Genomic DNA, 24,472 nt, shown 5'->3' with positions numbered 1-24,472 from the left:
CGGGAAGAAAGCGCCGGGCGCCGCCCGGCGCGGTGGGTTCATTCCGGCTGGGCTCGCAGGCTGGCGGCAGGACGGGTAGCCAGGCTGACCGCGACGAAGGTCGCCAGGCTGGCCAGCAGGCCGTAGACGATCGGCGAGTTGGCGAGCAGGCCGTCGCGGGCCATGCAGGCGATCACCGCCAGGCAACCGGCGACGATGCTGGCGATCGCCCCCTGCGGACTGGCCCGGCGCCACAGCAGCGCGCCGACGATCGGCACCAGCAGGCCGCCGACCAGCAGGTTGTAGGCGATGCTCAGGGCCGCGATGACATCGTTGACCAGGCACGCCAGGACCAGCATCGCCACGCCCATCAGCAGGGTGATGCAACGGCTCAGACGGATGTCGCTGGTGGTACCGGGGCGGAGGAAGCGCGCGTAGATGTCTTCCTGCAGCACGGTGGCCGCCGCCAACAGGCACCCGCTGGCGGTGGACATGATCGCCGACAGCGCGGCCGCCACCACCAGGCCGCGCAGGCCCGGCGCCAGTACCTCGCGGGTGATCTCGGCGTAGGCGTTCTCCGGCACCGCCAGGTCCGGCAGGAGGACCCGCGCCGCCGCGCCGATCAGCGCGCAGGCGGCGCCGTAGAGCATGCAGTAGACGCCGGCGCCAAGCCCGGCGTAGCGCACCACCGTCTCGCTGCGCGCGGTGAACACCCGCTGCCAGATGTCCTGGCCGATCAGCGCGCCGAAGAAGTACAGGAGGAAGTAGGTGAGGATGGTATCCAGGCCGATGTGGCCGAGGTCGAAGAAGCCCGCCGGCAGCACCTCCTGCATGCGCGCCAGGCCACCGGCGCCGTCGATCGACAACGGCAGCAGGACCAGGAAGATACCGACGGTCTTGATCACGAACTGGATGATGTCGGTCAGCGTAAGGGACCACATGCCGCCGATCACCGAATAGACGATGACGATCCCGCCACCGCAGAGGATCGCCGGGATCCGCGGGATGCCGAATACCACCTCGGTGACCGAGCCGATGGCGATGGTCGCGGTGACCGCCACCATCAGGTCGTAGGCGACCATGACCACCCCGCCGATCAGGCGCGAGGAGGCCTGGTAGCGCTGCTCCAGCACCTGGGTCACGGTGAACACCCGCAGGCGCGCGATCTGCCGCGAGAACACCAGGCTGAGGACGATGATCCCCAGGCCGAGCATGAACACCAGCCACAAGCCGGACAGGCCGAACTGGTAGCCGAGCTTGACCGTACCGATGGTCGACGCGCCGCCGAGCACCACCGCGGCCATGGTTCCCAGGTAGAGGCCGGGGCCGAGACGGCGTCCGGCGACGAGGAAATCGCTCTGGCTCTTCGCCTTGCGCATTCCGTACCAGCCCAGGCCCAGCATGGCCAGGGCGTAGACCAGCATGATCAGGTAATCCAGCAACATCGCCCGCGCTCCTTTTCTTGTTGTTCTGCGTGACGCCCGGCGTGGCGCCTGGGCACGCCGAAGATAGGCCGGGCGCCGCCCGGGCTGAATCCCGGATCGGGCAAGTCGACTTGCGGAGGAAGAGAAGTATCGGCGGGGCGTCGCACTGGCGACGCCGAAACGCAACGCGCCGGCAGGAGCCGGCGCGTTGCAGAGGCGGCTGACGCACCCGCGAGGGCGCGCCAGGCGTCAGGCGGGACGCAGCGAGTAGGTCTTCAGTTGCGCGGCGAACTCCTTCAGCGACTGGATACCGCTGGCTTCCGCCTCATGCACCCAGTCCTTGATCGCCGCCAGCATGTCGTGGCCGTTGGCGCTGGTCTTGGCCCAGATCTGCTGCAACGCCAGGCGCTTCTCGTAGATCACCTTCAGCGCCTGGCTGTGGGCGAGCATCGAGTCGATGCGCACGTGGTGGCGGTCCTGCAGCAGGCTGGTCTCGCGCGACAGCAGGCGCTTGGCGCGGCGGAACAGGTGGCGCACCGACTCGTCGGCCTTGGCCACTTCCTGCTTGACCAGCGGCGCGATCACCAGCTTGCGGTACTGCGCCATGATCTGGAAGCGGTTGTTGAGGATCGCCATGGCGGTGTCCATGTCCAGGCTGTGCTTGCCCTCGACCCGATGGGCGATCGGCGCGACCCGGGCGACCCTGGCCAGGCGCAGGAAGCTGAACAGCTTGATCCAGGCCCAGCCCAGGTCGAATTCCCACTTCTTCACCGACAGCTTGGCCGAGTTCGGGTAGGTGTGGTGGTTGTTGTGCAGCTCTTCGCCGCCGATGAGGATGCCCCAGGGCACCAGGTTGGTGGCGGCGTCGCGGCATTCGAAGTTGCGATAGCCGACCGCGTGGCCGAGGCCGTTGACCACGCCGGCGGCCCAGAACGGAATCCATACCATCTGCACGGCCCAGACGGTCAGGCCAAGGGCGCCGAACAGGGCCAGGTCGATGAGCGCCATCAGCACCACGCCGCCGATCGGGAAGCGCGAGTAGAGATTGCGCTCGATCCAGTCGTCCGGGCAGTTCTTGCCGTAGATGCGCAGGGTGTCCTGGTTCTTCGCCTCGGCCTTGTACAGCTCCGCGCCTGCGCGCAGGACGGTGAACAGGCCCTTGTGCACCGGGCTGTGCGGATCCTCGACGGTCTCGCACTTGGCATGGTGCTTACGGTGGATCGCGGTCCATTCGCGCGTGTTCATCCCTGTGGTCAACCACAACCAGAAACGGAAGAAGTGCTGCAGCGCGGGGTGCAGGTCGAGTGCACGGTGGGCGGAATAGCGATGCAGGTAGACGGTCACGCTGACGATGGTGATATGCGTCAGCACCAGGGTAACTGCCACCAGTTGCCACGGCGACAGGTCGAGAAAACCGTTGAACCACATAGGCGGTACTGAACCTCGGGGGGACTTGGGAGTGATGAGGGCCTTGTCTGACAAAACCTGGGGGCATTATCACCAAGCGGCTGGGGATTACCATCCGTTCTTTTAGATATGAACAGGGCCGGATGGCCATCATTTATACTGCCCGGCCAATAATTGCCCACTGAAAATCCCATGAGCCCCCGCCTGAGTGCCCTTCGCCTGAGCCTGGCTTATCTCGCAATCGCCATCGCCTGGGCGTTCCTGAGCGATCATTTGTTACAAAACCAGGTCCAGGACCACGACCAACTGGTGTTCTGGATGACCGCCAAGCGGCTGTTCTTCTTCGCCGCAACCGGCCTGCTCCTGTACCTCTACCTGGTACGCCAGTTCCGCCGCAAGGCCCAGGCCTACGACGAACTGCACGGCAGCGAGCAGCGCCTGAACCGCGCCCTGGAAGCGGTGCGCGACGGACTCTGGGACTGGGACCTGGTGACCGACCGGATGTTCGTCTCGCCGGGCTACGCCGCGCTGATCGGCCTCGCTCCGGAGGAACTCGGCGACCCCATCGAGACCTGGAAGAAGCGCCTGCACCCCGAAGAGTACGCCACCGTGCTGGAGGCCCACCGCAACCACCTGCAGGGCCTGACCGACAATCTCGACCACATCTACCGCCTGCGCCACAAGGACGGCGACTACCGCTGGATCCACTCGCGCGGCCGGGTCCTCCGCGACGCCCTGGGCAAGCCGCTGCACTACACTGGCGTGGCCCGCGACATCACCCTGCAGCGGCTCAAGGAAGACCACCTGCGCCAGGCCGCGGCGGTATTCGACAGCACCCGCGAGGGCGTTCTGGTCACCGATGCCCAGGCGGTGATCGTGCACGTCAACCCTTCCTTCGAGCGCATCACCGGCTACCGCTCCGAAGACGTGCTCGGCAAGACCCCGGCGATCCTCCGCTCCGGCCGCCAGGACCAGGCGTTCTACCAGCGCCTGTGGCTGGCCCTGCGCGAGCAGGACGTCTGGAGCGGAGAAATCTGGAACCGGCGCAAGAGCGGCGAGATCTACCCGCAGTGGCTGCACATCCGCGTGGTGCGCAACGACCAGGGCCAGCTGACCCACTACGTCGGGGTGTTCTCCGACCTGAGCAGCATCAAGCGCTCGGAGAACGAGCTGGACTTCCTCGCCCACCACGACTCGCTGACCGGCCTGCCCAACCGCGTGCTGCTGCGCGAGCGCATCGAGCAGGCGCTGGAGAACGGCAAGGACCGGACGGTGGCCGGGGCCCTGCTGCTGATCGACCTCGACCACTTCAAGCACATCAACGACAGCCTCGGCCATACAACTGGCGACATGCTCCTCAAGGAGGTCAGCAAGCGCCTGCAACACCAGCTCGACGAGCGCTGCCTGCTGTCGCGACTGGGCGGCGACGAATTCGCCATCCTCGTCGAGAACGACGACCCGGAAGCCGTCGCGCGCCTCTCGCAGCGCATCCTCGACGGTTTCAACGCGCCGTTCGACATCCACTGCCAGCCGATCTATATCAGCGCAAGCCTCGGTGTCAGCCTCTACCCGGAAGACGCCAGCGACGTCGACCACCTGATGCAACACGCCGACGCCGCGCTGTTCCAGGCCAAGGACAGCGGGCGTAACGCCTACGCCTTCTACACCCGCGTGCTGACCGCCCGGGCCCGCGCCCATGTCCAGGTGGAATCGGCCCTGCGCCATGCGCTGGATCACGACGAACTGCGCGTCCACTACCAGCCGGTGCACGACCTGGCCAGCGGGCGGATCGTCGGCGTCGAGTCGCTGGTGCGCTGGCAGCATCCCGAGCGCGGCCTGGTGCCGCCAGGCGAGTTCGTCCCGGTGGCGGAGGAATGCGGGCTGATCGCCGCGCTGGACAACTGGGTGCTCAAGCGTGCCTGCCGGCAGATGCGCGAGTGGCAACAGCGCGGCGTCGAGCTGGAGTTCGTCGCGGTCAACGTCTCCAGCCGGCTGTTCAACCGCGGCGGCCTGGAGGAAAGGATCGCCAATGCCCTGGAAGAGTCCGGACTGGAGCCCCGCTACCTGGAGCTGGAAGTCACCGAAAGCGCGGTGATGGAGGACTTCGAGCAGTCCCTCAACCTGCTCTGCCGCCTGCGTATCCTCGGCGTGAACCTGGCCATCGACGACTTCGGCACCGGCTATTCCTCGCTGATGCGCCTCAAGCGGCTGCCGGTGCACAAGCTGAAGATCGACCAGGGCTTCGTCGCCGGCCTGCCCGGCGCGGTGGACGACGCCGCGATCGCCCGGGCGATCGTTGCCCTGGCGCAAAGCATGGGGCTGCGGGTGGTTGCCGAGGGCATCGAGCATCAGGACCAGGCGCTGTTCCTGCGCGAACATGGCTGCGACTTCGGCCAAGGCTACTGGTACGGACGGCCGCAACCGGCGGAAGCGCTGCGCTTCGACCTGCCGCCCGTGGCGCTGCCGGAAGACTGAGCCTGGCGGCGAAGCCGGGCCGCTTCGCCGTCTTATAACCACTTTACCTATAAAGATTCTTAAACAATATTTTTAAGAATATTGCCCACTGCTTACTATGCGCCTCACGCCGCCTCCACTTCGTCGAGCAACGCGGCACCTCGAGCCACAGGAGCAGAGACCCATGAGCGCAACCCTCAGAAGCCTGGATGGCCAGGACGAAGCCACCATCCTGCGTGAAATCCAGAGTGCCCTGCGCGGCCTGCGCTTCGGCGCCGTCGAGATCACCGTGCACAACGGCCAGGTGGTGCAGATCGAGCGCAAGGAAAAATTCCGTCTGCAGCAACCGGCCGTCAAGCAGGCCTGAAGCACACGACCCGACTGGACCACCGGAGGCGTCTCGCCATGAACATCCGTTCGATACCCCATCCGCACCGGTACTGCAGCTGTCGGCCGCGAATGCGCGCCTGACGCCCCGTGTTCCCGTCGTTCCGCCAACACCCCATTAGAACAATCGAAACAGCACACACCTAGGAGCTGCACATGTCCCTTCGTCGTTTCGCCCTGGCCGCACTCGCCAGCGCCCTGGTCTCCGGCCCGGTTGCCGCAGCCACGCAACTGCTGAACGTTTCCTACGACCCGACCCGCGAGCTGTACCAGGCCTACAACGCGGCCTTCATCAAGCACTGGAAGGCCCAGGGCGGCGAGGACCTGACCGTCCAGCAGTCCCACGGCGGCTCCGGCAAGCAGGCCCGCGCGGTGATCGACGGGCTCAAGGCCGACGTGGTGACCCTGGCCCTGGCCGGCGACATCGACGAACTGCACAAGCTCGGCAAGCTGCTGCCGGCCGACTGGCAGGCACGCCTGCCGGACAACAGCACCCCCTACACCTCGACCATCGTGTTCCTGGTGCGCAAGGGCAACCCCAAGGGAATCAAGGACTGGGGCGACCTGACCAAGGAAGGCGTGGAAGTCATCACGCCGAACCCGAAGACCTCCGGCGGCGCGCGCTGGAACTTCCTCGCCGCCTGGGCCTGGGCGAAGAAGCAGTACGGCAGCGACGAGAAGGCCAAGGACTACGTGCAGGCGCTGTACAAGCACGTACCGGTACTTGACACCGGCGCCCGCGGCTCGACCATCACCTTCGTCAACAACCAGATCGGCGACGTGCTGCTGGCCTGGGAGAACGAGGCGTTCCTGGCGAAGAAGGAACAGGGCGGGGAAAACTTCGAGATCGTCGTACCCTCCATCTCCATCCTTGCCGAACCGCCGGTCGCGGTGGTCGACAAGGTGGTCGAGAAGAAAGGCACCCGCAAGGTCGCCGAGGCCTACCTGCAATACCTGTACAGCGAGGAAGGCCAGCGCATCGCCGCGCAGAACTTCTACCGGCCGCGCAACCAGAAGGTCGCCGCCGAGTTCGCCACGCAGTTCCCGAAACTGAACCTGGTCACCGTCGACTCCGATTTCGGCGGCTGGAAGACGGCCCAGCCGAAGTTCTTCAACGACGGGGGCATCTTCGACCAGATCTACCAGGCGCAATGATCGCGACGGCAGACCCGTCGCCCGAACCACGGCCCCTCTCCCAGACCCTCTCCCGGACGGGCGAGGGGGCTAGCAGGCCCGGTCCCGTACCGGGCCCACTGCCGGAAGGAACCGGCACCGGGAGAGCCACCAAGCGTTCCAACGCAGAGTAAGGACAGAACATGTCACGACGCATTTCCCCGGTCATACCCGGCTTCGGGCTGACCCTGGGATACACCCTGGTGTACCTCAGCCTGCTGGTCCTGATCCCGCTGGGGGCCATGTTCCTCAAGACCACCCAGCTCAGCTGGGAGCAATTCTGGGCCATCATCAGCGCGCCGCGGGTGCTCGCCGCGCTCAAGCTGAGCTTCGGCACCGCGCTCGCCGCCGCCGTGCTCAACGGCTTGATCGGCACGCTGCTGGCCTGGGTCCTGGTGCGCTACGAATTCCCCGGACGGAAGATCATCGATGCCATGATCGACCTGCCCTTCGCCCTGCCCACCGCCGTCGCCGGTATCGCCCTCACCGCGCTCTATGCGCCGGCCGGCCTGGTCGGCCAGTTCGCCAGCGACCTCGGCTTCAAGATCGCCTATACCCCCCTGGGGATCACCCTGGCGCTGACTTTCGTGACCCTGCCGTTCGTGGTCCGCACGGTGCAGCCGGTGCTCGCCGACATTCCCAAGGAAGTCGAGGAAGCCGCCGCCTGCCTCGGCGCCAGGCCGCTGCAGGTGTTCCGCCACATCCTCGTGCCGGCGCTGCTGCCGGCCTGGCTGACCGGTTTCGCCCTGGCCTTCGCCCGGGGCGTCGGCGAATACGGCTCGGTGATCTTCATCGCCGGCAACATGCCGATGAAGACCGAGATCCTGCCGCTGCTGATCATGGTCAAGCTGGACCAGTACGACTACACCGGCGCCACCGCCATCGGCGTGCTGATGCTGGTGGTGTCCTTCATCCTGCTGCTGCTGATCAACCTGCTGCAGCGTCGCATCGAAACCCCGTAAGGAGGGCGCCATGTCCAGTGCAAGCATTTCCGCTGCCACCGCCAGCGCCTCCCGCCGCGGCAACGCCGGCGGCCGCCTGGCCCTGATCGTCCTGGCCTGGCTGGTCTTCGCCCTGTTCCTCCTGCTGCCGCTCTACGTGGTCCTGAGCGAGGCGCTGAAGCAGGGTTTCGGCACCTTCTTCGAGGCGATCCTCGAACCCGACGCGCTGGCCGCGCTGAAGCTGACCCTGATCGCGGTGGCCATCTCGGTGCCGCTCAACCTGCTGTTCGGTGTCGCCGCCGCCTGGTGCGTGAGCAAGTTCGAGTTTCGCGGCAAGAGCATCCTGGTGACCCTGATCGACCTGCCGTTCTCGGTCTCGCCGGTGATCGCCGGCCTGATCTACGTGCTGTTGTTCGGCGCCCAGGGCTACTTCGGCGAATGGCTGAGCGACCACGACATCCAGATCGTCTTCGCGGTGCCCGGAATCGTCCTGGCGACCCTCTTCGTCACCGTGCCCTTCGTCGCCCGCGAACTGATCCCGCTGATGCAGGAGCAGGGCACCCAGGAGGAGGAAGCCGCCCGCCTGCTCGGCGCCAACGGCTGGCAGATGTTCTGGCACGTGACCCTGCCGAACATCAAGTGGGGCCTGATCTACGGCGTGGTGCTCTGCACCGCGCGGGCGATGGGCGAGTTCGGCGCGGTGTCGGTGGTTTCCGGGCATATCCGCGGTGTCACCAACACCCTGCCGCTGCACGTCGAGATCCTCTACAACGAATACAACCATGTCGCCGCCTTCAGCGTCGCCAGCCTGTTGCTGCTGATGGCGCTGGTCATCCTTCTGCTCAAGCAGTGGAGCGAATCCCGCATGTCCCGACTGAAAAGCAATGCTGACGAGGAATGAACCATGAGTATCGAAATCCGTAACGTCAGCAAGAACTTCAACGCCTTCAAGGCCCTGGACAACATCAACCTGGACATCCAGAGCGGCGAGCTGGTGGCCCTGCTCGGCCCCTCCGGGTGCGGCAAGACCACCCTGCTGCGGATCATCGCCGGGCTGGAAACCCCGGACGCCGGCAACATCGTGTTCCATGGCGAGGACGTCTCGCAGCACGACGTGCGCGACCGCAACGTCGGCTTCGTCTTCCAGCACTACGCGCTGTTCCGCCACATGACGGTGTTCGACAACGTCGCCTTCGGCCTGCGCATGAAGCCCAAGGGCGAGCGGCCGGGCGAATCCGCGATCAAGGCCAAGGTCCACGAGCTGCTCAACATGGTGCAGCTCGACTGGCTCGCCGACCGCTATCCCGAGCAACTCTCCGGTGGCCAGCGGCAGCGTATCGCCCTGGCCCGCGCGCTGGCGGTGGAGCCGAAGATCCTGCTCCTCGACGAACCCTTCGGCGCCCTCGACGCCAAGGTACGCAAGGAGCTGCGCCGCTGGCTGGCGCGCCTGCACGAGGAGATCAACCTGACCTCGGTGTTCGTCACCCACGACCAGGAAGAAGCGATGGAAGTGGCCGACCGCATCGTGGTGATGAACAAGGGCGTGATCGAGCAGATCGGCTCGCCCGGCGAGGTCTACGAGAACCCGGCCAGCGATTTCGTCTACCACTTCCTCGGCGACTCCAACCGCCTGCAACTGGGCAACGATCAGCACCTGCTGTTCCGCCCCCACGAAGTGTCGCTGTCGCGTTCCGCGGTGGCCGAGCACCGCGCCGCCGAGGTCCGCGACATCCGTCCGCTGGGGGCGATCACCCGGGTAACGCTGAAGGTCGACGGCCAGGACGAACTGATCGAAGCCGAAGTGGTGAAGGACCACGACAGCCTGGCCGGCCTGGCCCGCGGCGAGACCCTCTACTTCAAGCCGAAGGCCTTCCAGCCGGTGGCCAATCTCTGATCCCGCGGCGGGTTCAGCCCGCCGTGCGCTCCGCCAGGCCGCGCAGTCCCGCGCGGCCCTTCGACGACACCTGCAACGCCCGCGAGCCGTCCTGCGGCCGCAACCAGCCCTGGCGCAGACAGGCCTCCAGCAACGCCGCCCCCAGCGCGCCGCCGAGGTGCGGCTTGCGTTCGCTCCAGTCGGGGCAGGCGCAGGCGAACTGCCGACGGCGGCGGCGGACCTCCGCCAGGTCGATTCCCAACCTGGCCAGCCCGGCCTCGCCGGTCGCGCTCAGGCGCAGCGTCCTGCCCTCCTGCTCGATCCAGCCGGCATCCAGCATCCGTGCGAACACACCGACCGCGAGTTCGCCGGCCAGGTGGTCGTAGCAGGTCCGCGCCTCGCGCAACGCCGACGGCGTGCCGTGGCTCGGCGGCAGGCTGCGCCGCTGCGGCTGCAGGGCCAGGGAGGCGCTGACCAGCGCTTCCACCGCCTGTCCCACTTCCGGCCCGGCCAGGCGATAGAAGCGATTGCGCCCGCGCGCCTCCAGGCTCAGCACGCCGCCCTCGACCAGCCGTCCCAGGTGGCCGCTGGCGGAGGACGGCGAGACGCCCGCCAGCAGCGCCAGCTCGCTGGCCGGGCGGGCGCTGCCATCCATCAGTGCCCAGATCATCTGCGCGCGGCCGGGATCGGCGAGCAGCGCCGCCAGCGAACTGAAGCCGGGATTGAATTGCATGCTTCACCTCCGGGTGAAACATTGCCTGTCGACGACGAGAGATACTGGCCGCCATCGCCCGTTCGCGCCAGCCCGAGACAAGGAAGAACCCGCATGTCCGTCGACCTCCACGCCCTGATCCCACTGATCGCCCTCACCTTCCTTCTCGCGGGCTTCGTCAAGGGCGTGGTCGGCCTGGGCCTGCCGACGGTCTCGGTGGGCCTGCTCGGCCTGGCCATGCCGCCGATGCAGGCGGCGGCGCTGCTGATCGTACCGTCGATGGTGACCAACCTCTGGCAGCTCGCCTGCGGCCCGCGCTTCCTCGGCTTGATGAAGCGCCTGGCCGGCCTGCTGCTCGGGGTGATCGTGGGCACCCTGCTGGTCGGCGCATGGCTCGGCGGCGACGCCCCAAGGCAGGCCACCGGCGTGCTCGGCCTGGCCCTGGCGGCCTACGCGCTGCTCGGCCTGGCCGCGATCCCGCTGCACCTGCCGGCGCGCCACGAGCCCTGGGCCGGCCCGCTGGTCGGGCTGGCGACCGGCGCGCTGACCGCGGTCACCGGGGTTTTCGTGATTCCCGCGGTGCCCTATCTGGGAGCCCTAGGATTGCAGCGCGACGAACTGGTCCAGGCCCTCGGCCTGTCGTTCAGCGCCTCGACCCTGGCCCTGGCGGTCACTCTCGGCGTGCACGGCGACCTGCTCGAACCGCAGATGCTCGGCGCCTCGCTGCTGACCCTGGTCCCGGCGCTGGGCGGGATGCTCCTCGGCCAGTGGCTGCGCCAGCGGATCAGCGCGACGCTGTTCAGGCGCTGCTTCTTCGTCGGTCTCCTGCTGCTCGGCGCCGACCTCGCCTGGCGCGGTTTCCACTGACGCCAGGGACGCATTGCGCACCCGCCAGGGCGGGCCTGCGGCCTTCGCGGGACTTCCGACGAACGGCACAAGTCGCTATCATCCGCCGCCGCGCGACCCCCACCGGGCGCGCGGCACCGGGCGGAACACGCCCGTCCGGCACGGAACGCCACCTATCGCAAGGAGCACACGATGAAGACCCGTCTTTCCCTTTCCGCCCTGGCCCTCGCCTGCGCCACCCTGGCCGGCTGCCAGAACCTGCCCCAGGGGGACCTCATGCAGCACGGCATGATGGCGGTGAAGGCTGCAACCCTGAGCGACGCCGAGGTCCGCCAGGTCGCCGACCAGGCCTGCGCCGAGTCCGACCAGCAAAACCGCATCGCCCCGGCCAACAGCAAGTACGGCCAGCGCCTGGACAAGATCGCCAAGGCCCTGGGCGACCAGATCGACGGCGTGCCGGTGAACTACAAGGTCTACCTCACCGAGGAGGTCAACGCCTGGGCCATGGCCAACGGCTGCATCCGCGTCTACAGCGGGCTGATGGAGCTGATGAGCGACAACGAGATCGAAGGCGTACTCGGCCACGAGATGGGCCACGTCGCCCTCGGCCACACCCGCAAGGCCGCCCAGACCGCCTACGCGGCCGCCGCGGTGCGCGGCGCCGCCGGCGCCTCGAAGAGCGGCGCGCTGGCCGCCCTGTCCGGCTCCCAGCTGGGCGAACTCACCGAATCGCTGGTCAACGCGCAGTTCTCCCAGTCCCAGGAATCCGACGCCGACGATTTCTCCTACGAGTTGCTGAAGAAGCGCGGAGTGAACACCCAGGGCCTGGTCACCGCCTTCGAGAAGCTGGCCAAGCTGGGCGGCGGCGACAGCAGCATGTTCGATTCGCACCCGGGCTCCCAGGCCCGCGCCGATCACATCCGCCAGCGCATCGCTGCGGATCGCAAGTAACGCTCCCACCCCGGTCTCCCGCGCTCGCGGGAGACCGCCTCACGCCGCCCGCTTGTGCTCGCGAATGCAGGTCGGGCCGGCGCGCTCCTCGACCTCGCGCTGCACGTCGCCGCGCAGCCCCAGCAGAAAGGCCAGTTCCGCCAGCACGAAGAGCGGACCGACGATCAACCCGCTGAGATCGTCGACGAAGGCCGGCTTGCGCCCTTCGTAGTAATGACCGACGAACTGGATGATCCAGCCGACCACGAACAGGCCGACGCCCCAGCCCAGCCAGGCCGCGGTAGTCCCCGCCGCCAATTGCGCAGCGCCCCACACCGTCAGCGCCAGCAGCGCCGTCATGGCCACGCCGAAGCGCAGGTCCAGGCGCAGGTAGAACAGCGCCGCGGCGAGCGCCAGCAGCAGCGCCGGAGACAGGCCGAACCCCAGCGCCGGCCGCGCCAGCAACACGGCGATGGAGAGGACGATCATCGGAATGCCGATGAAATGGCTGAAGATGTTGCGCCGGTCGCGGTGGTAGGCGGCGTATTGCGCAAGGTGATCGACTAGGGTTTTCATTGTTGTGGTCTCACGCCAGGGTTCTCGCATCATCGCGCCGCCCCGGTTTTCCACTCTGTCAGCTAGACGACAAACATGAACGAGCGTACCGACTACCGTTCGCAACTCCAGGCCGGCCGCTGGTTCCAGGGTTTGCCGGAGGCCTTGCAGACGCACCTGCTGGCACTCGCCCAACCGCGCCAGTTGCCGCCGGGCCAGCGCCTGTTCGCCCGCGGCGACGCGCCCTGCGGACTGTACTGCGTGGTCGAGGGCGCGATCCGTATCAGCGCGGTCAGCGAGAACGGCAAGGAGGCGCTGCTGATCCTGGTGGAAGCGCCGCACTGGTTCGGCGAGATCGCCCTGTTCGACGGCCAGGCGCGCACCCACGACGCCTACGCCGAAGGCCACACCCAGCTACTCCAGGTACCGCAGGCGGCGCTGCTCGAACAGCTTCGCCGCGAGCCGCATTACTGGCGCGACATGGCCCTGCTGATGAGCCACAAGCTGCGCCTGGCATTCATCGCCCTGGAAGAGATGGCCCTGCTGCCGGCCGCGCAACGCCTGGCGCGGCGCCTGCTGATGCTCGCCGAGGGCTACGACAACAGCCGCAGCCGGCAGGTCCTGCACCTGCCGCAGGAACAGCTGGCATTGATGCTGTCGCTGTCGCGGCAGACCACCAACCAGATCCTCAAGGACCTCGAAGCCCAGGGCATCCTCCAGCTCAGCTACGGCGGCATCGAGATTCTCGACCTCGCCGGCCTGCGCGCGGCCACCCACGGCTGAGCGCGAATCACACTTTCGAACGCTTGCAGGCGCGCCATGGCCGGCTACCGTGTGCAGGGCACCTGCCCTCGGTGCGGATATCCATAACGACAACAACAGGATCTCCCCATGCTCCGTCCCGCGCTTCCCGCTGTCCTCTGTCTTTACTGCCTGCTGCTGGCGCTGCCGGCGCGCGCTACCCTCGACGACCAGCAACGCGCCCTGCAACAACTGCAGGTCCAGGCCTGTCGCGCGGTGGGCAGCCTGTTGTTGCTGCGCGGCGAGGGTTTCCAGGAACAGCACGCGGCGCAACTGGAGAAGGACCTCGCCAGCCTCGATCGGGCGCTCGCCGCCGCCCCCGAGGGGGTGCTCCTGCGGCAAGGCGAAAAGACGCTGGTGGCGCGCATCCGTGAAGGCGCGGCCTACGGCCCCCGCGAAGAGGACCTGCCCTGGCGCTACCCGCAGCAACTGAGCCGCGCCCTGCGTGACTTCCTCAACCTGGTGGAACGCCAGGTGCCGCCGCCCCCGCCAGACCAGCCCCTGCCGCTCTGGCAGTTGCCGGTGCGGGTCGAGTACCTGTCCCTGCAATACCTGGCGCGCGCCTACCTGGGCGGGCTGGAGATTGCCCGCGAGCAGCCCCGGGACTATCTCGGCCAGGACGAGAGCGTGCTGGTCCCGCTGATCGACCGGCGCATCGCCCTGCTGGTGGCGCAAAGCGCCAACCCGGCGGGACTGAAGAAACTGGAAAACCGCTGGGAGTACCTGAGCCAGGCCCTGCGCGACCTGAACAGCAAGAGCAGCGCGCTGGTCAGCGCTTCCGGCAGGCCCTGGGCGCCGATCATCGTCGACCGCCACGCGCGGGCCCTGAGCGAAAGCCTGATGCGCTTGAGTGCGGAGTGAGGCCACGCGCCGCACGGGGCGGATAACCTCGCGACTCGCAACGTTGCGCCAGCGTCCGCCCCGACTCCCTGGCCAGCGCATTTTTTCGAATCCGCCCTGCGGATTTTGATTTGCCGCCACGCCCTGGCGCAGGCGCAATGGTGCTCCCGAAAGGAGATCGCCATGCCCACTGCCAACCCACCCGGCCGCACCCTCTGGCTGATGGCCGCCATCGTCCTGGTCGGCCTCAACCTGCGGCCCTCCATGGCCGCCGTCGGCCCACTGCTGAACGCCATGCGCGGCGAGATCGCGCTCAGCTTCGGCGACGTCTCGCTGCTGACCGCCCTGCCGGTGCTGACCCTCGGCCTCGGCATGTTCTTCGGCCTGGGCATCGCCCGCCGCGTCGGCGAGTGGCGTTCGGTGGCCCTCGCCCTGCTGCTGATCGGCGCCGCCAGCGCCCTGCGCCTGGGCAGCCGAGGCCTGCCCGACCTGCTCGGCAGCGCCATGCTCGCCGGTCTCGGCATCGCCCTGATCCAGGCGCTGATGCCGGCCCTGATCAAGGCCCGTTTCGGCGCGCGCACGCCGCTCTGCACGGGGCTCTACGTCACCGCCATCATGGCTGGCGCGGCGCTGTCCGCCAGCGCCGCGCCGACCCTGGCGGAGCACGCCGGCTGGCGGCTCGGCCTCGGTGCCTGGGCGGCGCTCGCCGCGCTCGCGCTGCTGGCCTGGTGGCTGCAACCCGGCACCCGCCTGCGCCTGCCCGACGCGCAGCCGGGCAGGAGCCTCCTGCGCTATCCGCGGACCTGGCTGCTGGTCCTGTTCTTCGGCCTCGGCACGGCCTGCTACACCTGCGTGCTGGCCTGGCTCGCGCCCTATTACCTGGAGCAGGGCTGGAGCGCCCAGGAATCCGGGCTGCTGCTCGGTTTCCTGACGGCCATGGAGGTGCTCTCCGGGTTGCTCGCGCCGGCCCTGGCCAGCCGCTCGCGGGATCGCCGCCCGGTGCTGGTCGGGCTAACGGCGCTGATGCTGGCCGGCTTCCTCGGCCTCGCCTGGGCGCCGGCCAGCCTGCCGCTGCTCTGGGCGCTGTGTCTCGGACTGGGCATCGGCGGGCTGTTCCCCATGGGCTTGATCGTCTGCCTCGACCACTTCGACGCGCCGCAACGCGCCGGTCAACTGGCTGCCCTGGTACAAGGCGCCGGCTACCTGATCGCCGGGGTCTCACCATGGATCGCCGGGCTGCTGCGCGACAGCCTCGGCAGCTTCACCGGCGCCTGGCTCGGGCTGGCCACGGTGGCGGCGCTGCTACTGGGGCTGGGCCTGCGCTTCGACCCGCGGCGCTATGCGGCACTGTTCGTCGAGCGACAGCCGCAAGGCGTCGGCGCCGAAAGCTTGCGCTGAGGAAAGGGACGGGTTCTGATGGCGCTCCCGACGCCGTCAGGACGCCCCGATGCTGATCGCCAACGGCCTGCGCAAGGTCGACATGCAGGACCTGCTGGTCTTCCTACAGGTCCACCAACGACAGAACCTCGTCGAGGTCGCCGAACACCTGAACCTCAGTCCGTCGACGGTCAGCTACTGCCTGAAGAAACTGCGCCAGGCCTTCGACGACGAGCTGTTCATCGCCACCCGCGGCGGCATGCAGCCGACCCACAAGAGTCGCGCCATGCTGCCCCACGTGGAGGAAATGCTCGCCCGCATCAACGCCTGTCACGCCGCCCAGGGTAGCTTCGACCCGCGTGGCGAGCCGCGGACCTTTACCCTCTGCGCGCCGGAATACGTCGAGCTGCTGATCCTTCCGGCACTCCTGCGACGGCTCGCCGCCAACGGCCCGAGGATCGGCCTGGACATCCGCCGCCTGGGTCCCGAACTGCCCACCGAAGCATTGCTCGACGGCCAGGTCGACCTGGTCTTCGACTTCGGTCCCGAGTACCACCGACCGGCACCGGAGCTACAGGCGCTCGCCCTGTTCAGCGACGAGCTGCTCTGCGTACAGGATCGTGCCCAGCCGCGCCACGAGCGCCTGGAACTGGACGAGTTCTGCAGGCGCCGCTTCGTCTTCCCGACCCCGCTCGACGCCAGCAACGCCAACCTGGTGGACACGTGGCTGCGACGCCAGGGCCGCAGCCGCGAGGTCGCCGCGCGCGCCAACAGCTACGTCGCCGCCCTACAACTGCTGTCGGGCAGCGACTTCGTGCTGATGCTGCCACGGCGTATCCATGCACTGCTCGACGATGGCCGCCATCACGCCTGCCTCGCACCGCCCGGGCTGCCGCCGTTCGCCCTGCACCTGTCATGGAGCCGCGCCGCCGACCAGGACCCGGCGAACCTCTGGCTGCGCGAGCAGGTACTGATCGTCTGCGCCGAGCTGGGTTTGCTCTAGCCTGCGTCATCCTGCACTTCGAGGCTCGCCGCCAGGGAGCGCCAGAGCACTTCGGCGAATACCTGCTGGATGCCGCCGGCCAGGTAGTCGAACATCTGCTGCGCTTCCCGCCACTGGCTGCACACCAGCCAGAGATCCGGCTCGAGGGCGTCCCTGCGCACCTGGTACTCCAGGCAACCCGGCGCCTCCAGCCCCGGTTCGACCAGTTGTTGCAGGCGCAGGCCAAGCCGTTCCGACTGACCATTGCGCGCGCGAATACGGATGACCTGGCTGGCGCTCATGACGGACGCTCCTCCGGGCGAACGAGCGACGCCTCAGTGGGCGCCGCGCTCCAGTGGCTTGAGGATCGGGTCGCCCTCCTTGAGCAACTCCCAGACCAGCAACTTGGCCGGCTTCATCGGATCGGGATTGCGTGCCAGCAGGTGCGGCACGTTCGCCGGCTCGTACCAGCTCTGGCCCACCGTGTAGGTCTCCACCGGGCCGCCTTCCAGTTGCGTCTGCACGGTGCCTTCGAGCACGTAGACGAACACCGAGCCGGGATGCACATGGGGCGCGGAGACCTGGCCGGGCTTGAACGACACCGTCAGCATCAACCCACGATGGCCGGGAAACTCGGCCAGGGCCTGGTCGTGCAGGGTTTCCACCTTCTCCGCAGCATGGGCGCTGGCCAGCGTCGGCAGCGCGGCGAGCAGCAGGCAGGCGATCGATCGATTGGCCTTCATCGCCGTCCACCTCATTCCGGTTGCATGCCCATGCCGACGCCGAAGCGGTTCCAGGCGTTGATGGCCGAGACCGCCAGGGTCAGTTCGGCGATCTCCTTGTCGTCGAAGTGCTCGCGCAGTTCGTCGAGCAGGCCGTGCGGCAACGCCCCCTGGCTGAGGCGGGCGAGTTGCTCGGTCCAGGCCAGGGCGGCGCGCTCGCGCGGGGTGAAGTAGGGGGTTTCCTGCCAGACGCAGAGCGCTTGCAGACGCTGCTCGGTCTCGCCGGCCTTGCGCGCGTCGTTGGCATGCATGTTCACGCAGTAGGCGCAACCGTTGATCTGCGAAGTGCGCAGGTAGACCAGTTCGATCAACGGGCGCTCCAGGCCGGCCTTGGCCAGGGCCTTTTCCAGGCCGAGCATGGCGGCATAGGCGTCGGGGGAGGCTTTGGCCCATTCGAGGCGGATGGTCATGGCGAATCTCCTTGGCTGATTGGCAGCCGCGAGAGTGGAAAGCGGCGCGGCATGGGGTAACACTAAGCCTGCCTTTGGCTTCCACGAAGAGCCAATTACCAGAAATACCAGGTAGCCAATTTCGCCATGGAACTGCAACTGATCCTCGACGGCCGCCACGACCTGGTCGGCCAGCTCTATCGCCAGCTGCGCGACGCGATCCTCCATGGTCGCCTGGCCACCGGCGATCGCCTGCCAGCCACGCGCTACCTCGCCGAACGCCTGGAAGTGTCGCGCAAGACCGTCAGCGAAGCCTACGAGCGCCTCGCCAGCGAGGGCTTCCTCGAAGGCCGGGTCGGCAGCGGCACCTTCGTCGCCCGCGGGCCCGCCGGGGAAGCGCCGCCGCAGCGCGCCGACGGTCCGTTGCGGCCGGCCGCGCGCTGGGCACGCATCGAACCGCAGTCCGGTCTGATGGACCAGCGAGCACCGCTCCGCTACAGCTTCGCCGGCGGCACGACCGACAAGCGCCGCTTTCCCTTCGATACCTGGCGTACCTGCGTGCTCCAGGCGCTACGCCTGCAACAGCGCTCGCCGGCGTTCTACAAGGAAACCGAAGGCGACCCCGAGCTGCGCCTGGCGATCTCCCGCTACCTGGCGATCAACCGCGCCGTGCAGTGCGACTGGAACGCCCTGATGGTCACCCAGGGCGCCCAGCAGGGACTCGACCTGCTGGCCCGGGTGATGCTCGACCCCGGCGACCTGGCGGTGGTCGAGGAACCCGGTTATCCGCCGGCCCGCGCCAGCCTGCTGGCCACCGGCGCCGAGGTGCGCGGAGTGCCGGTGGACGCCGAGGGGCTGCGCGTCGACCTGCTGCCGGACAACGCCAAGCTGGTCTACGTCACCCCGTCGCACCAGTTCCCGCTGGGCATGCCGATGAGCCTGGAGCGGCGCCTGCAGTTGCTGGACTGGGCGCAGCGCCACCGGGCGCTGATCATCGAGGACGACTACGACAGCGAGTACCGCTTCGACGGGCGTTCGCTGGAGTCGCTGCGCAGCCTCGACCGGAACGGCCAGGTGGCCTACCTCGGGACCTTTTCCAAGACCCTCTTCCCCGAGCTGCGCCTCGGCTACCTGCTGCCGCCGGCAAGCCTGCGCGAAGCGGTGCTGGCGGCGCGCAAGCTGGTCGACCGGCACAGCGAGACCTTGCAGCAACGCGCCCTCGCGCTGTTCATCCAGCGCGGCGACTTCGCCCGCCATACGCGCCGCCTGCAACGCGAATACGCCCAGCGTCGCGGACGCCTGCTGGAACGCCTGCACGGCGACCTGAGCCCCTGGCTCGAAGCGCTGCCGGCGGTGGCCGGGATCCACCTCGCGGCGCGCTGTCGCGAACCGCTGGATGTGCTGCGCATCGCCCGTCATTTGCGCCAGCAAGGCCTGGAGGTCGGCACCCTGCCGCCCTTCTACGCGGAAACCCCGGCACAGGCCGGCTTCCTCTTCGGCTTCGGCTGCATCGAACGGGACGACATCGACCCGGCGCTGGACCTGTTGCGCGCCGAGCTGCGGCGCTAGGCTCGCTCCCGCCCATCCACGGCCGGCAACTCGGCGGCGTGCGTAGGAGCCGATCTCCCCGGCAAGAGGCTCGATTGCAACCGCGCCCATGCCCAGCGGCGCATGACGCGCCGCGTTATCCGCCCTATGGGACAAAGGCCCGGCGAGGACGGCTCAGGGCTGCAGCAGTTTCGCCAGTCGTTCGCCGTCCAGCCCGAGCATGCGGGCAGCCTTGCTCTCGGCCAGTTGCTCCGCGTCGTCCTCGGGCAGGCTGGCGGCCTGGGTCGCCAGGCTGAGGATCAGCTCTTCGCGGGAAAGCACGCCACCGAACTGGTACGCCGCAGCGATCAGCCGGCGCAGCTCCAGCGGCAGCCGCCAACGCGCCCGCAGGGCCGAGCCGAAGCTGGCGCCGAAACGCCCCAGCAGCTCGTCGAGGCGCGCCTCGTCCAGCGCGCCGCCGCCATCGCACCAATCCTGCAATGTCCGCAGCAGCGCCAGGTCGCCCAGGCGATGCAGCAGCCCTGCGGTATAGCAGCGCTCGACGTCCGCGCCGAGGGCGTCGGCCAGTTCCCAAGCGATGTCCGCGCAACGTTGCGAAAGATCCCAGAAGTGCATGGCGCGCTCGGCCAGTAGCGGCTCGCCGAGCTGGATGGCCCGCTGCAGGCTGAAACCGAGCACCAGGTTCAGGCTGTGCCCGAGTCCCAGCCGCCGCAGGGCCTGGCCCAGGGTCTGGCAGGCCGGACCGACGTGCCGGGCGGCGCTGTTGGCGGCGGCGATCAGGCCAGCGGTGATCTGCGGATCGCGGCCGAACTCATCCTCCAGCACGCGCAGCGGATGCTCCTCGGCGCTCAGGCAACGATCGCTGGCGGCACGCACGTCGGCCAGCAACGGCGCCCCCTCCGCGGAGTCGCGCGCGCGTTCGAGGAAAGCCTCCAGGTTCTCGCCCGCGTCCCGCTCCGGCAGCGGACAGGCGACCACTTCGTCGCCCTTCAGCAACAACCCTCGCAGGCGTTGCATCAGGTTCTCGGCCTGGAACGGCTTCACCAGGTAGGCGGTCGGCGCCAGTGCCACGGCGGCGCGCACGCTGGCCTGGTCGGCGCGGTCGCTGATCAGGATGAACGGCTGCTCGGCGACCGAGCGGCGCAGGCGCGCTTCGCGCAGCAGCTCGAAGCCATCCACCTGCGGCAGGTTCAGCTCGGCCAGGATCAACGCGAAGCGCCGGCGCCGGCAATGCGCCAGCGCTTCTCCGCCATCGCCGCAGAGGACCAGCCGGGCATCGCAACGCACGCCGAGGACCAGTTGGCCAAGCAAGTCGCGACTCCAGGGGTCCGGGTCGGCAATCAGGATGACGGGGGCCTTTTTCGCGGCACTCATGGCGTTCCTCTTCGAACCTGGCGAACCGAGCGGGACGCACCAGGCATGACAGGCGGGCACGACACGGCCCGCGGGCACACAAGGGTATGACGGACGAACACGGTGCGCCTCTAGGACCTGTCCTAATCGCCACGAACGGAACGACCGGAGGAATGCGGGAGGATTCGTATGCGCCAGGCGCCCAAGGGTAACAGGCGAAAACTGTTCGTCGGGCGTTTCGCGGAAAACCCTGGCAGAAAAAAGAGGCTTCCGTTTCCGTGAAGCCTCTGAAAGAAAGGCCCGCGCGGACGCGCGGGCCTCGGGGGTATCGCTTTGCCGGTGAAGCTTAAGCGAGTTCGTCGAAGCACTCGGCCAGGATGGCCAGGCCCTTCTCCAGTTGCGCGTCGGGGATGGTGACGGGCATGAGGAAGCGGATGACGTTGTAGTAGGTGCCGCAGGAGAGCAGGATCAGGCCCTTCTCGCGCGCACGGACGACGATCTTGCTGACCAGCTCGGCGGCCGGCTTGTGGGTATCGCCGCCCTCGAACAGCTCGATGGCCACCATCGAACCCAGGCCACGAACGTCGCCGATCACCTTGTGCTTGGCCTGGATCTCGCGCAGGCCGGCCTTGAGGCGCTCGCCGACGGCTTGCGAACGTTCCAGCAGCTTCTCTTCCTCGAACACCTTCAGCACGGCCAGTGCCGCGGCGCAGGCGATCGGGCTGCCGGCATAGGTGCCGCCCAGGCCGCCGGGCGCGATGGCGTCCATGATCTCGGCCTTGCCGGCCACGCCGGAGATCGGGAAGCCGCCGCCGACCGACTTGGCGAAGGTGGTCAGGTCAGGAACGATGCCCAGTTGCTCGGTAGCGAAGAAGGTGCCGGTACGGCCGGCGCCGGTCTGCACTTCGTCGGCGATCAGCAGGATGCCGTGCTGGTCGCACAGGGCGCGCAGGCGCTGCATGAAGGACTTGGAGTTGACGTAGAAGCCACCCTCGCCCTGCACCGGCTCGATGATGATCGCGGCGATGTCCTGGGGCTGGGCATCGTTCTTGAAGATGCGCTCGATGCTGGCGATGGAGTCGTCCTCGCTCACGCCGTGCAGCTCGCAGGGCGCCAGGGCGCGGAAGATGCCGCCCGGCATCAGGCCCATGCCGGCGGAGTACGGGACCACCTTGCCGGTCAGGCCCAGGGTCATCATGGTGCGGCCGTGGTACGCGCCGGTGAAGGCGATCACGCCAGCGCGGCCGGTGGCGGCGCGGGCGATCTTGACGGCGTTCTCCACGGCTTCGGAGCCGGAGGTGACCAGCAGGGTCTTCTTCGGGAAGTCGCCCGGCACGCGCTTGGCGATTTCCTCGGCCAGCTCGATGTAGGGTTCGTAGGCCAGCACCTGGAAGCAGGTGTGGGACAGCTTGCCCAGTTGCTCCTGGACCGCGGCGATCACCTTCGGATGCAGGTGGCCGGTGTTCAGCACGGCGATGCCGCCGGCGAAGTCGATGTACTCGCGGCCTTCCACGTCCCAGACGGTGGAGTTCTCGGCGCGCTCGGCGACGACCGGGTGGATCTGACCCACGCCGCGGGGTACCGCGGCCTGGCGACGCTTCAGCAGGGATTCGTTGGTCTTGCTCATGGCTTCCTCAGTGGCCGCTCATCGGGTCGGCCGGGTCAAAGGATGAAGGCGGGAAGGAAGCTCCCCAAGGCAGCATGCGATGATCGACTGCCTCGGGACTTGCAGGCCCGCCAGGGCTCGGAGCCGCTTCGCGATCGGCGACCGCGTCTCCCGGTTCGTCCGGTGCCACCACCGGCAACGTCGACACCGGACGGCGCAGCTCTTGCCTGCCGTCCGGCCCCTCCGGATGCGTTCCTCGCCGGGCTCAGATACCGCCCAGGCAGAGGTACTTGATCTCGAGGTAGTCCTCGATCCCGTACTTGGAACCTTCGCGGCCCAGGCCCGAGGCCTTGATGCCGCCGAACGGCGCCACTTCGTTGGAGATCAGGCCGGTGTTGATGCCGACCATGCCGTACTCCAGTTGCTCGGCGACGCGGAACACGCGGGCCAGGTCGCGGGCGTAGAAGTAGGACGCCAGGCCGAACTCGGTGTCGTTGGACATGGCGATGACCTCGGCCTCGTCCTTGAAGCGGAACACCGGCGCCAGCGGGCCGAAGGTCTCGTCCTTGGACACCAGGGCGTTCTTCGGCACGTCGACCAGGATGGTCGGCTCGAAGAAGGTGCCGCCGAGGGCGTGCGGCTTGCCGCCGGAAACCACCTTGGCGCCCTTGGAGACCGCGTCGGCGATGTGTTCCTCGACCTTGGCCACGGCCTTGGCGTCGATCAGCGGACCGGTGGTCACGCCGGCTTCCAGGCCGTTGCCGATGTTCAGCTTGGCCACGGCGGCCTTCAGCTTGTCGACGAAGGCGTCGTACACGCCGTCCTGCACGTACAGGCGGTTGGCGCAGACGCAGGTCTGGCCGTTATTGCGGTACTTGGAAATCAGCGCGCCCTCGACGGCGGCGTCCAGGTCGGCGTCGTCGAACACGATGAACGGCGCGTTGCCGCCCAGCTCCAGGGACACCTTCTTGATGTCCTGGGCGCACTCGGCCATCAGTTGGCGGCCGATTTCGGTGGAACCGGTGAAGGTCAGCTTGCGCACGATCGGGTTGCTGGTCAGCTCGCCGCCGACTTCGCCGGCGCTACCGGTGACCACGCTGAACACGCCCTTCGGAATGCCGGCGCGCTCTGCCAGTTCGGCCAGGGCCAGCGCGGAATACGGGGTCTGCGAAGCAGGCTTGAGCACCATGGTGCAGCCGGCGGCCAGGGCCGGGCCCGCCTTGCGGGTGATCATCGCCGAGGGGAAGTTCCACGGCGTGATGGCCGCGGTCACGCCGATTGGCTGCTTGATCACGATGATGCGCTTGTCCGGCTGGTGGCCGGGAATGGTGTCGCCGTAGATGCGCTTGGCTTCTTCGCCGAACCATTCGAGGAAGGAGGCGGCGTAGGCGATCTCGCCCTTGGCCTCGGCCAGCGGCTTGCCCTGCTCGATGGTCATCAGGCGGGCCAGGTCGTCCTGGTTCTCGATCATCAGGTCGAACCAGCGGCGCAGCTTGTTGGCGCGCTCCTTGGCGGTCAGCGCACGCCAGGCCGGCAGGGCCTTGTCGGCAGCCTCGATGGCGCGGCGGGTCTCGGCGGCGCCCATCTTCGGCACGCTGCCGATGATCTCGCCGGTGGCCGGGTTGTTCACCTTGATGGTCTGGCCGTTGTCGGCATCCACCCAGGCGCCATCGACGTAGGCTTGTTGACGGAACAGCTTGGCATCTTTGAGTTGCATGACCTGTCTCCTTCGAGGAATGCCGTGAGCAGCGGGTCTACCTCGACTACCCCGCGTGCCTGGTTGTCTGGTTCGGTTGTAACCGGAAAGTGTTGCCTGCTGGTTATTCGAAAGGGCCAGCGCCCCGGTGTTCCATTTCCTGCGCCCTGTGCCAGCGGCGTCGCCGTTACCGGCCGGCCACCGTGCGCAACGGGCGGACGCGGACGAACGCGACCGCCGACAGGCGTCGGGGAGGATACGAAAGGCTCGTGCGGGAAAGGGAACGCGGACGAAACGCCACGCCGGCACCACGGCGGCCCGGCAGCGCGAAAGGCCGGACGAGCGACGGGCAGGTCAGAAAGAGGTCATTCCAGGGGCACGCGGCCGGCTGAACTGATGCCAATTCCCCGGTCTCCT

The 24,472-nt window shown here is 68.0% G+C and carries 23 protein-coding genes; 13 read left to right on the top strand and 10 right to left on the bottom strand.

Annotated elements, in window-relative coordinates:
* Positions 1-38: 38 nt before the first annotated feature.
* Together ACYAF3_RS12895 and desA are read right to left on the bottom strand one after the other, a co-directional pair.
* Positions 39-1,424, bottom strand: coding sequence for a sodium:solute symporter family protein (locus ACYAF3_RS12895; protein ID WP_003104497.1), 1,386 nt, complete (start codon positions 1,422-1,424; stop codon positions 39-41).
* Between the two features lie 228 nt (positions 1,425-1,652).
* Positions 1,653-2,831 carry a delta-9 fatty acid desaturase DesA gene (gene desA / locus ACYAF3_RS12890; protein ID WP_003104496.1) on the bottom strand — a complete coding sequence of 393 codons (1,179 nt, stop codon included), beginning with the start codon at positions 2,829-2,831 and terminating at the stop codon, positions 1,653-1,655.
* 171 nt (positions 2,832-3,002) lie between these two features.
* On the opposite strand from desA, the gene ACYAF3_RS12885 reads away from it, so the two are divergent.
* From ACYAF3_RS12885 to ACYAF3_RS12860, 6 genes are all read left to right on the top strand, one after another.
* Positions 3,003-5,285: a putative bifunctional diguanylate cyclase/phosphodiesterase gene (locus ACYAF3_RS12885; RefSeq protein WP_003118721.1), complete on the top strand. Its 2,283-nt coding sequence runs from the start codon at positions 3,003-3,005 to the stop codon at positions 5,283-5,285.
* Between the two features lie 163 nt (positions 5,286-5,448).
* Positions 5,449-5,631 (top strand): sulfur starvation response protein OscA, encoded by a 183-nt coding sequence (gene oscA, locus ACYAF3_RS12880; protein WP_003084246.1) that lies wholly within the window; start codon positions 5,449-5,451, stop codon positions 5,629-5,631.
* 176 nt (positions 5,632-5,807) lie between these two features.
* A complete protein-coding gene (locus tag ACYAF3_RS12875) occupies positions 5,808-6,806 on the top strand; it encodes a sulfate ABC transporter substrate-binding protein (protein WP_003084243.1) in 999 nt (332 codons plus the stop codon).
* 161 nt (positions 6,807-6,967) lie between these two features.
* Entirely contained in the window at positions 6,968-7,786 is an 819-nt protein-coding gene (gene cysT / locus ACYAF3_RS12870) for a sulfate ABC transporter permease subunit CysT (RefSeq protein WP_003084241.1), read from the top strand.
* 10 nt (positions 7,787-7,796) lie between these two features.
* Positions 7,797-8,666: a sulfate ABC transporter permease subunit CysW gene (gene cysW, locus ACYAF3_RS12865; protein ID WP_003084239.1), complete on the top strand. Its 870-nt coding sequence runs from the start codon at positions 7,797-7,799 to the stop codon at positions 8,664-8,666.
* 3 nt (positions 8,667-8,669) lie between these two features.
* On the top strand, positions 8,670-9,659 hold the full coding sequence (locus ACYAF3_RS12860; RefSeq protein ID WP_003104490.1) for a sulfate/molybdate ABC transporter ATP-binding protein: 990 nt from the start codon (positions 8,670-8,672) through the stop codon (positions 9,657-9,659).
* Between the two features lie 13 nt (positions 9,660-9,672).
* On the opposite strand, the gene ACYAF3_RS12855 is transcribed toward ACYAF3_RS12860, so the two are convergent.
* Positions 9,673-10,371, bottom strand: a complete 699-nt coding sequence (locus tag ACYAF3_RS12855; protein ID WP_003160946.1) for an ArsR/SmtB family transcription factor — start codon at positions 10,369-10,371, stop codon at positions 9,673-9,675.
* Between the two features lie 93 nt (positions 10,372-10,464).
* On the opposite strand from ACYAF3_RS12855, the gene ACYAF3_RS12850 reads away from it, so the two are divergent.
* Positions 10,465-11,217, top strand: a complete 753-nt coding sequence (locus tag ACYAF3_RS12850) for a sulfite exporter TauE/SafE family protein (RefSeq protein WP_003118717.1) — start codon at positions 10,465-10,467, stop codon at positions 11,215-11,217.
* A 171-nt stretch (positions 11,218-11,388) separates the two neighbouring features.
* On the top strand, positions 11,389-12,147 hold the full coding sequence (gene loiP, locus ACYAF3_RS12845) for a metalloprotease LoiP (RefSeq protein WP_003084230.1): 759 nt from the start codon (positions 11,389-11,391) through the stop codon (positions 12,145-12,147).
* Positions 12,148-12,186: 39 nt separating this feature from the next.
* On the opposite strand, the gene ACYAF3_RS12840 is transcribed toward loiP, so the two are convergent.
* On the bottom strand, positions 12,187-12,702 hold the full coding sequence (locus ACYAF3_RS12840; RefSeq protein WP_003107722.1) for an Mpo1 family 2-hydroxy fatty acid dioxygenase: 516 nt from the start codon (positions 12,700-12,702) through the stop codon (positions 12,187-12,189).
* A 75-nt stretch (positions 12,703-12,777) separates the two neighbouring features.
* Here ACYAF3_RS12840 and ACYAF3_RS12835 point away from each other — a divergent pair, with 75 nt between their 5' ends.
* From ACYAF3_RS12835 to ACYAF3_RS12820, 4 genes are all read left to right on the top strand, one after another.
* Complete coding sequence (locus ACYAF3_RS12835; protein WP_474727910.1) at positions 12,778-13,464, top strand: Crp/Fnr family transcriptional regulator; 687 nt, start codon at positions 12,778-12,780, stop codon at positions 13,462-13,464.
* 108 nt (positions 13,465-13,572) lie between these two features.
* Positions 13,573-14,343, top strand: a complete 771-nt coding sequence (locus ACYAF3_RS12830; protein ID WP_034007873.1) for a hypothetical protein — start codon at positions 13,573-13,575, stop codon at positions 14,341-14,343.
* A 162-nt stretch (positions 14,344-14,505) separates the two neighbouring features.
* Positions 14,506-15,720, top strand: coding sequence for a CynX/NimT family MFS transporter (locus tag ACYAF3_RS12825; protein ID WP_474727909.1), 1,215 nt, complete (start codon positions 14,506-14,508; stop codon positions 15,718-15,720).
* 49 nt (positions 15,721-15,769) lie between these two features.
* Positions 15,770-16,702, top strand: a complete 933-nt coding sequence (locus ACYAF3_RS12820) for a LysR family transcriptional regulator (protein WP_003106255.1) — start codon at positions 15,770-15,772, stop codon at positions 16,700-16,702.
* Here the strand turns inward: ACYAF3_RS12820 and ACYAF3_RS12815 are convergent.
* Genes ACYAF3_RS12815 through ACYAF3_RS12805 form a run of 3 tightly spaced genes read right to left on the bottom strand, consistent with a single transcriptional unit; the run spans position 16,699 to position 17,873 of the window.
* A complete protein-coding gene (locus tag ACYAF3_RS12815; RefSeq protein WP_003106257.1) occupies positions 16,699-16,983 on the bottom strand; it encodes an antibiotic biosynthesis monooxygenase family protein in 285 nt (94 codons plus the stop codon). The genes ACYAF3_RS12820 and ACYAF3_RS12815 overlap by 4 nt on opposite strands.
* Before the next feature lie 33 nt (positions 16,984-17,016).
* Positions 17,017-17,424 carry a cupin domain-containing protein gene (locus ACYAF3_RS12810; protein ID WP_029610079.1) on the bottom strand — a complete coding sequence of 136 codons (408 nt, stop codon included), beginning with the start codon at positions 17,422-17,424 and terminating at the stop codon, positions 17,017-17,019.
* A gap of 11 nt (positions 17,425-17,435) precedes the next feature.
* Entirely contained in the window at positions 17,436-17,873 is a 438-nt protein-coding gene (locus ACYAF3_RS12805) for a carboxymuconolactone decarboxylase family protein (RefSeq protein WP_023121859.1), read from the bottom strand.
* A 126-nt stretch (positions 17,874-17,999) separates the two neighbouring features.
* Here ACYAF3_RS12805 and pdxR point away from each other — a divergent pair, with 126 nt between their 5' ends.
* Positions 18,000-19,421: a MocR-like pyridoxine biosynthesis transcription factor PdxR gene (gene pdxR / locus ACYAF3_RS12800; RefSeq protein WP_003106262.1), complete on the top strand. Its 1,422-nt coding sequence runs from the start codon at positions 18,000-18,002 to the stop codon at positions 19,419-19,421.
* 153 nt (positions 19,422-19,574) lie between these two features.
* On the opposite strand, the gene ACYAF3_RS12795 is transcribed toward pdxR, so the two are convergent.
* The 3 genes from ACYAF3_RS12795 to gabD form a co-directional block, all read right to left on the bottom strand.
* On the bottom strand, positions 19,575-20,774 hold the full coding sequence (locus ACYAF3_RS12795; RefSeq protein ID WP_003084206.1) for an HDOD domain-containing protein: 1,200 nt from the start codon (positions 20,772-20,774) through the stop codon (positions 19,575-19,577).
* Between the two features lie 325 nt (positions 20,775-21,099).
* Complete coding sequence (gabT, locus tag ACYAF3_RS12790; RefSeq protein WP_003106268.1) at positions 21,100-22,380, bottom strand: 4-aminobutyrate--2-oxoglutarate transaminase; 1,281 nt, start codon at positions 22,378-22,380, stop codon at positions 21,100-21,102.
* A 244-nt stretch (positions 22,381-22,624) separates the two neighbouring features.
* On the bottom strand, positions 22,625-24,076 hold the full coding sequence (gabD, locus tag ACYAF3_RS12785) for an NADP-dependent succinate-semialdehyde dehydrogenase (RefSeq protein ID WP_003106269.1): 1,452 nt from the start codon (positions 24,074-24,076) through the stop codon (positions 22,625-22,627).
* Between the last annotated feature and the right edge of the window lie 396 nt (positions 24,077-24,472).

The organism is Pseudomonas sp. TZ252 (assembly GCF_056110345.1).
The sequence above is the reverse complement of the archived record's forward strand: the minus strand, read 5'-3'. Positions and strand labels throughout refer to the sequence as shown.

Excerpts from the sequence above, each read along its gene's own strand:
- gabT (WP_003106268.1), bottom strand. The coding sequence starts at position 22,380 with ATGAGCAAGACCAACGAATCCCTGCTGAAGCGTCGCCAGGCCGCGGTA.
- ACYAF3_RS12835 (WP_474727910.1), top strand. The coding sequence starts at position 12,778 with ATGAACGAGCGTACCGACTACCGTTCGCAACTCCAGGCCGGCCGCTGG.
- desA (WP_003104496.1), bottom strand. The coding sequence starts at position 2,831 with ATGTGGTTCAACGGTTTTCTCGACCTGTCGCCGTGGCAACTGGTGGCA.
- ACYAF3_RS12795 (WP_003084206.1), bottom strand. The coding sequence starts at position 20,774 with ATGAGTGCCGCGAAAAAGGCCCCCGTCATCCTGATTGCCGACCCGGAC.
- ACYAF3_RS12805 (WP_023121859.1), bottom strand. The coding sequence starts at position 17,873 with ATGACCATCCGCCTCGAATGGGCCAAAGCCTCCCCCGACGCCTATGCC.
- pdxR (WP_003106262.1), top strand. The coding sequence starts at position 18,000 with ATGGAACTGCAACTGATCCTCGACGGCCGCCACGACCTGGTCGGCCAG.
- ACYAF3_RS12830 (WP_034007873.1), top strand. The coding sequence starts at position 13,573 with ATGCTCCGTCCCGCGCTTCCCGCTGTCCTCTGTCTTTACTGCCTGCTG.
- loiP (WP_003084230.1), top strand. The coding sequence starts at position 11,389 with ATGAAGACCCGTCTTTCCCTTTCCGCCCTGGCCCTCGCCTGCGCCACC.
- gabD (WP_003106269.1), bottom strand. The coding sequence starts at position 24,076 with ATGCAACTCAAAGATGCCAAGCTGTTCCGTCAACAAGCCTACGTCGAT.
- ACYAF3_RS12855 (WP_003160946.1), bottom strand. The coding sequence starts at position 10,371 with ATGCAATTCAATCCCGGCTTCAGTTCGCTGGCGGCGCTGCTCGCCGAT.
- cysT (WP_003084241.1), top strand. The coding sequence starts at position 6,968 with ATGTCACGACGCATTTCCCCGGTCATACCCGGCTTCGGGCTGACCCTG.
- ACYAF3_RS12885 (WP_003118721.1), top strand. The coding sequence starts at position 3,003 with ATGAGCCCCCGCCTGAGTGCCCTTCGCCTGAGCCTGGCTTATCTCGCA.
- ACYAF3_RS12860 (WP_003104490.1), top strand. The coding sequence starts at position 8,670 with ATGAGTATCGAAATCCGTAACGTCAGCAAGAACTTCAACGCCTTCAAG.
- ACYAF3_RS12895 (WP_003104497.1), bottom strand. The coding sequence starts at position 1,424 with ATGTTGCTGGATTACCTGATCATGCTGGTCTACGCCCTGGCCATGCTG.
- cysW (WP_003084239.1), top strand. The coding sequence starts at position 7,797 with ATGTCCAGTGCAAGCATTTCCGCTGCCACCGCCAGCGCCTCCCGCCGC.
- ACYAF3_RS12850 (WP_003118717.1), top strand. The coding sequence starts at position 10,465 with ATGTCCGTCGACCTCCACGCCCTGATCCCACTGATCGCCCTCACCTTC.
- ACYAF3_RS12840 (WP_003107722.1), bottom strand. The coding sequence starts at position 12,702 with ATGAAAACCCTAGTCGATCACCTTGCGCAATACGCCGCCTACCACCGC.
- ACYAF3_RS12875 (WP_003084243.1), top strand. The coding sequence starts at position 5,808 with ATGTCCCTTCGTCGTTTCGCCCTGGCCGCACTCGCCAGCGCCCTGGTC.
- ACYAF3_RS12825 (WP_474727909.1), top strand. The coding sequence starts at position 14,506 with ATGCCCACTGCCAACCCACCCGGCCGCACCCTCTGGCTGATGGCCGCC.
- oscA (WP_003084246.1), top strand. The coding sequence starts at position 5,449 with ATGAGCGCAACCCTCAGAAGCCTGGATGGCCAGGACGAAGCCACCATC.
- ACYAF3_RS12810 (WP_029610079.1), bottom strand. The coding sequence starts at position 17,424 with ATGAAGGCCAATCGATCGATCGCCTGCCTGCTGCTCGCCGCGCTGCCG.
- ACYAF3_RS12820 (WP_003106255.1), top strand. The coding sequence starts at position 15,770 with ATGCTGATCGCCAACGGCCTGCGCAAGGTCGACATGCAGGACCTGCTG.
- ACYAF3_RS12815 (WP_003106257.1), bottom strand. The coding sequence starts at position 16,983 with ATGAGCGCCAGCCAGGTCATCCGTATTCGCGCGCGCAATGGTCAGTCG.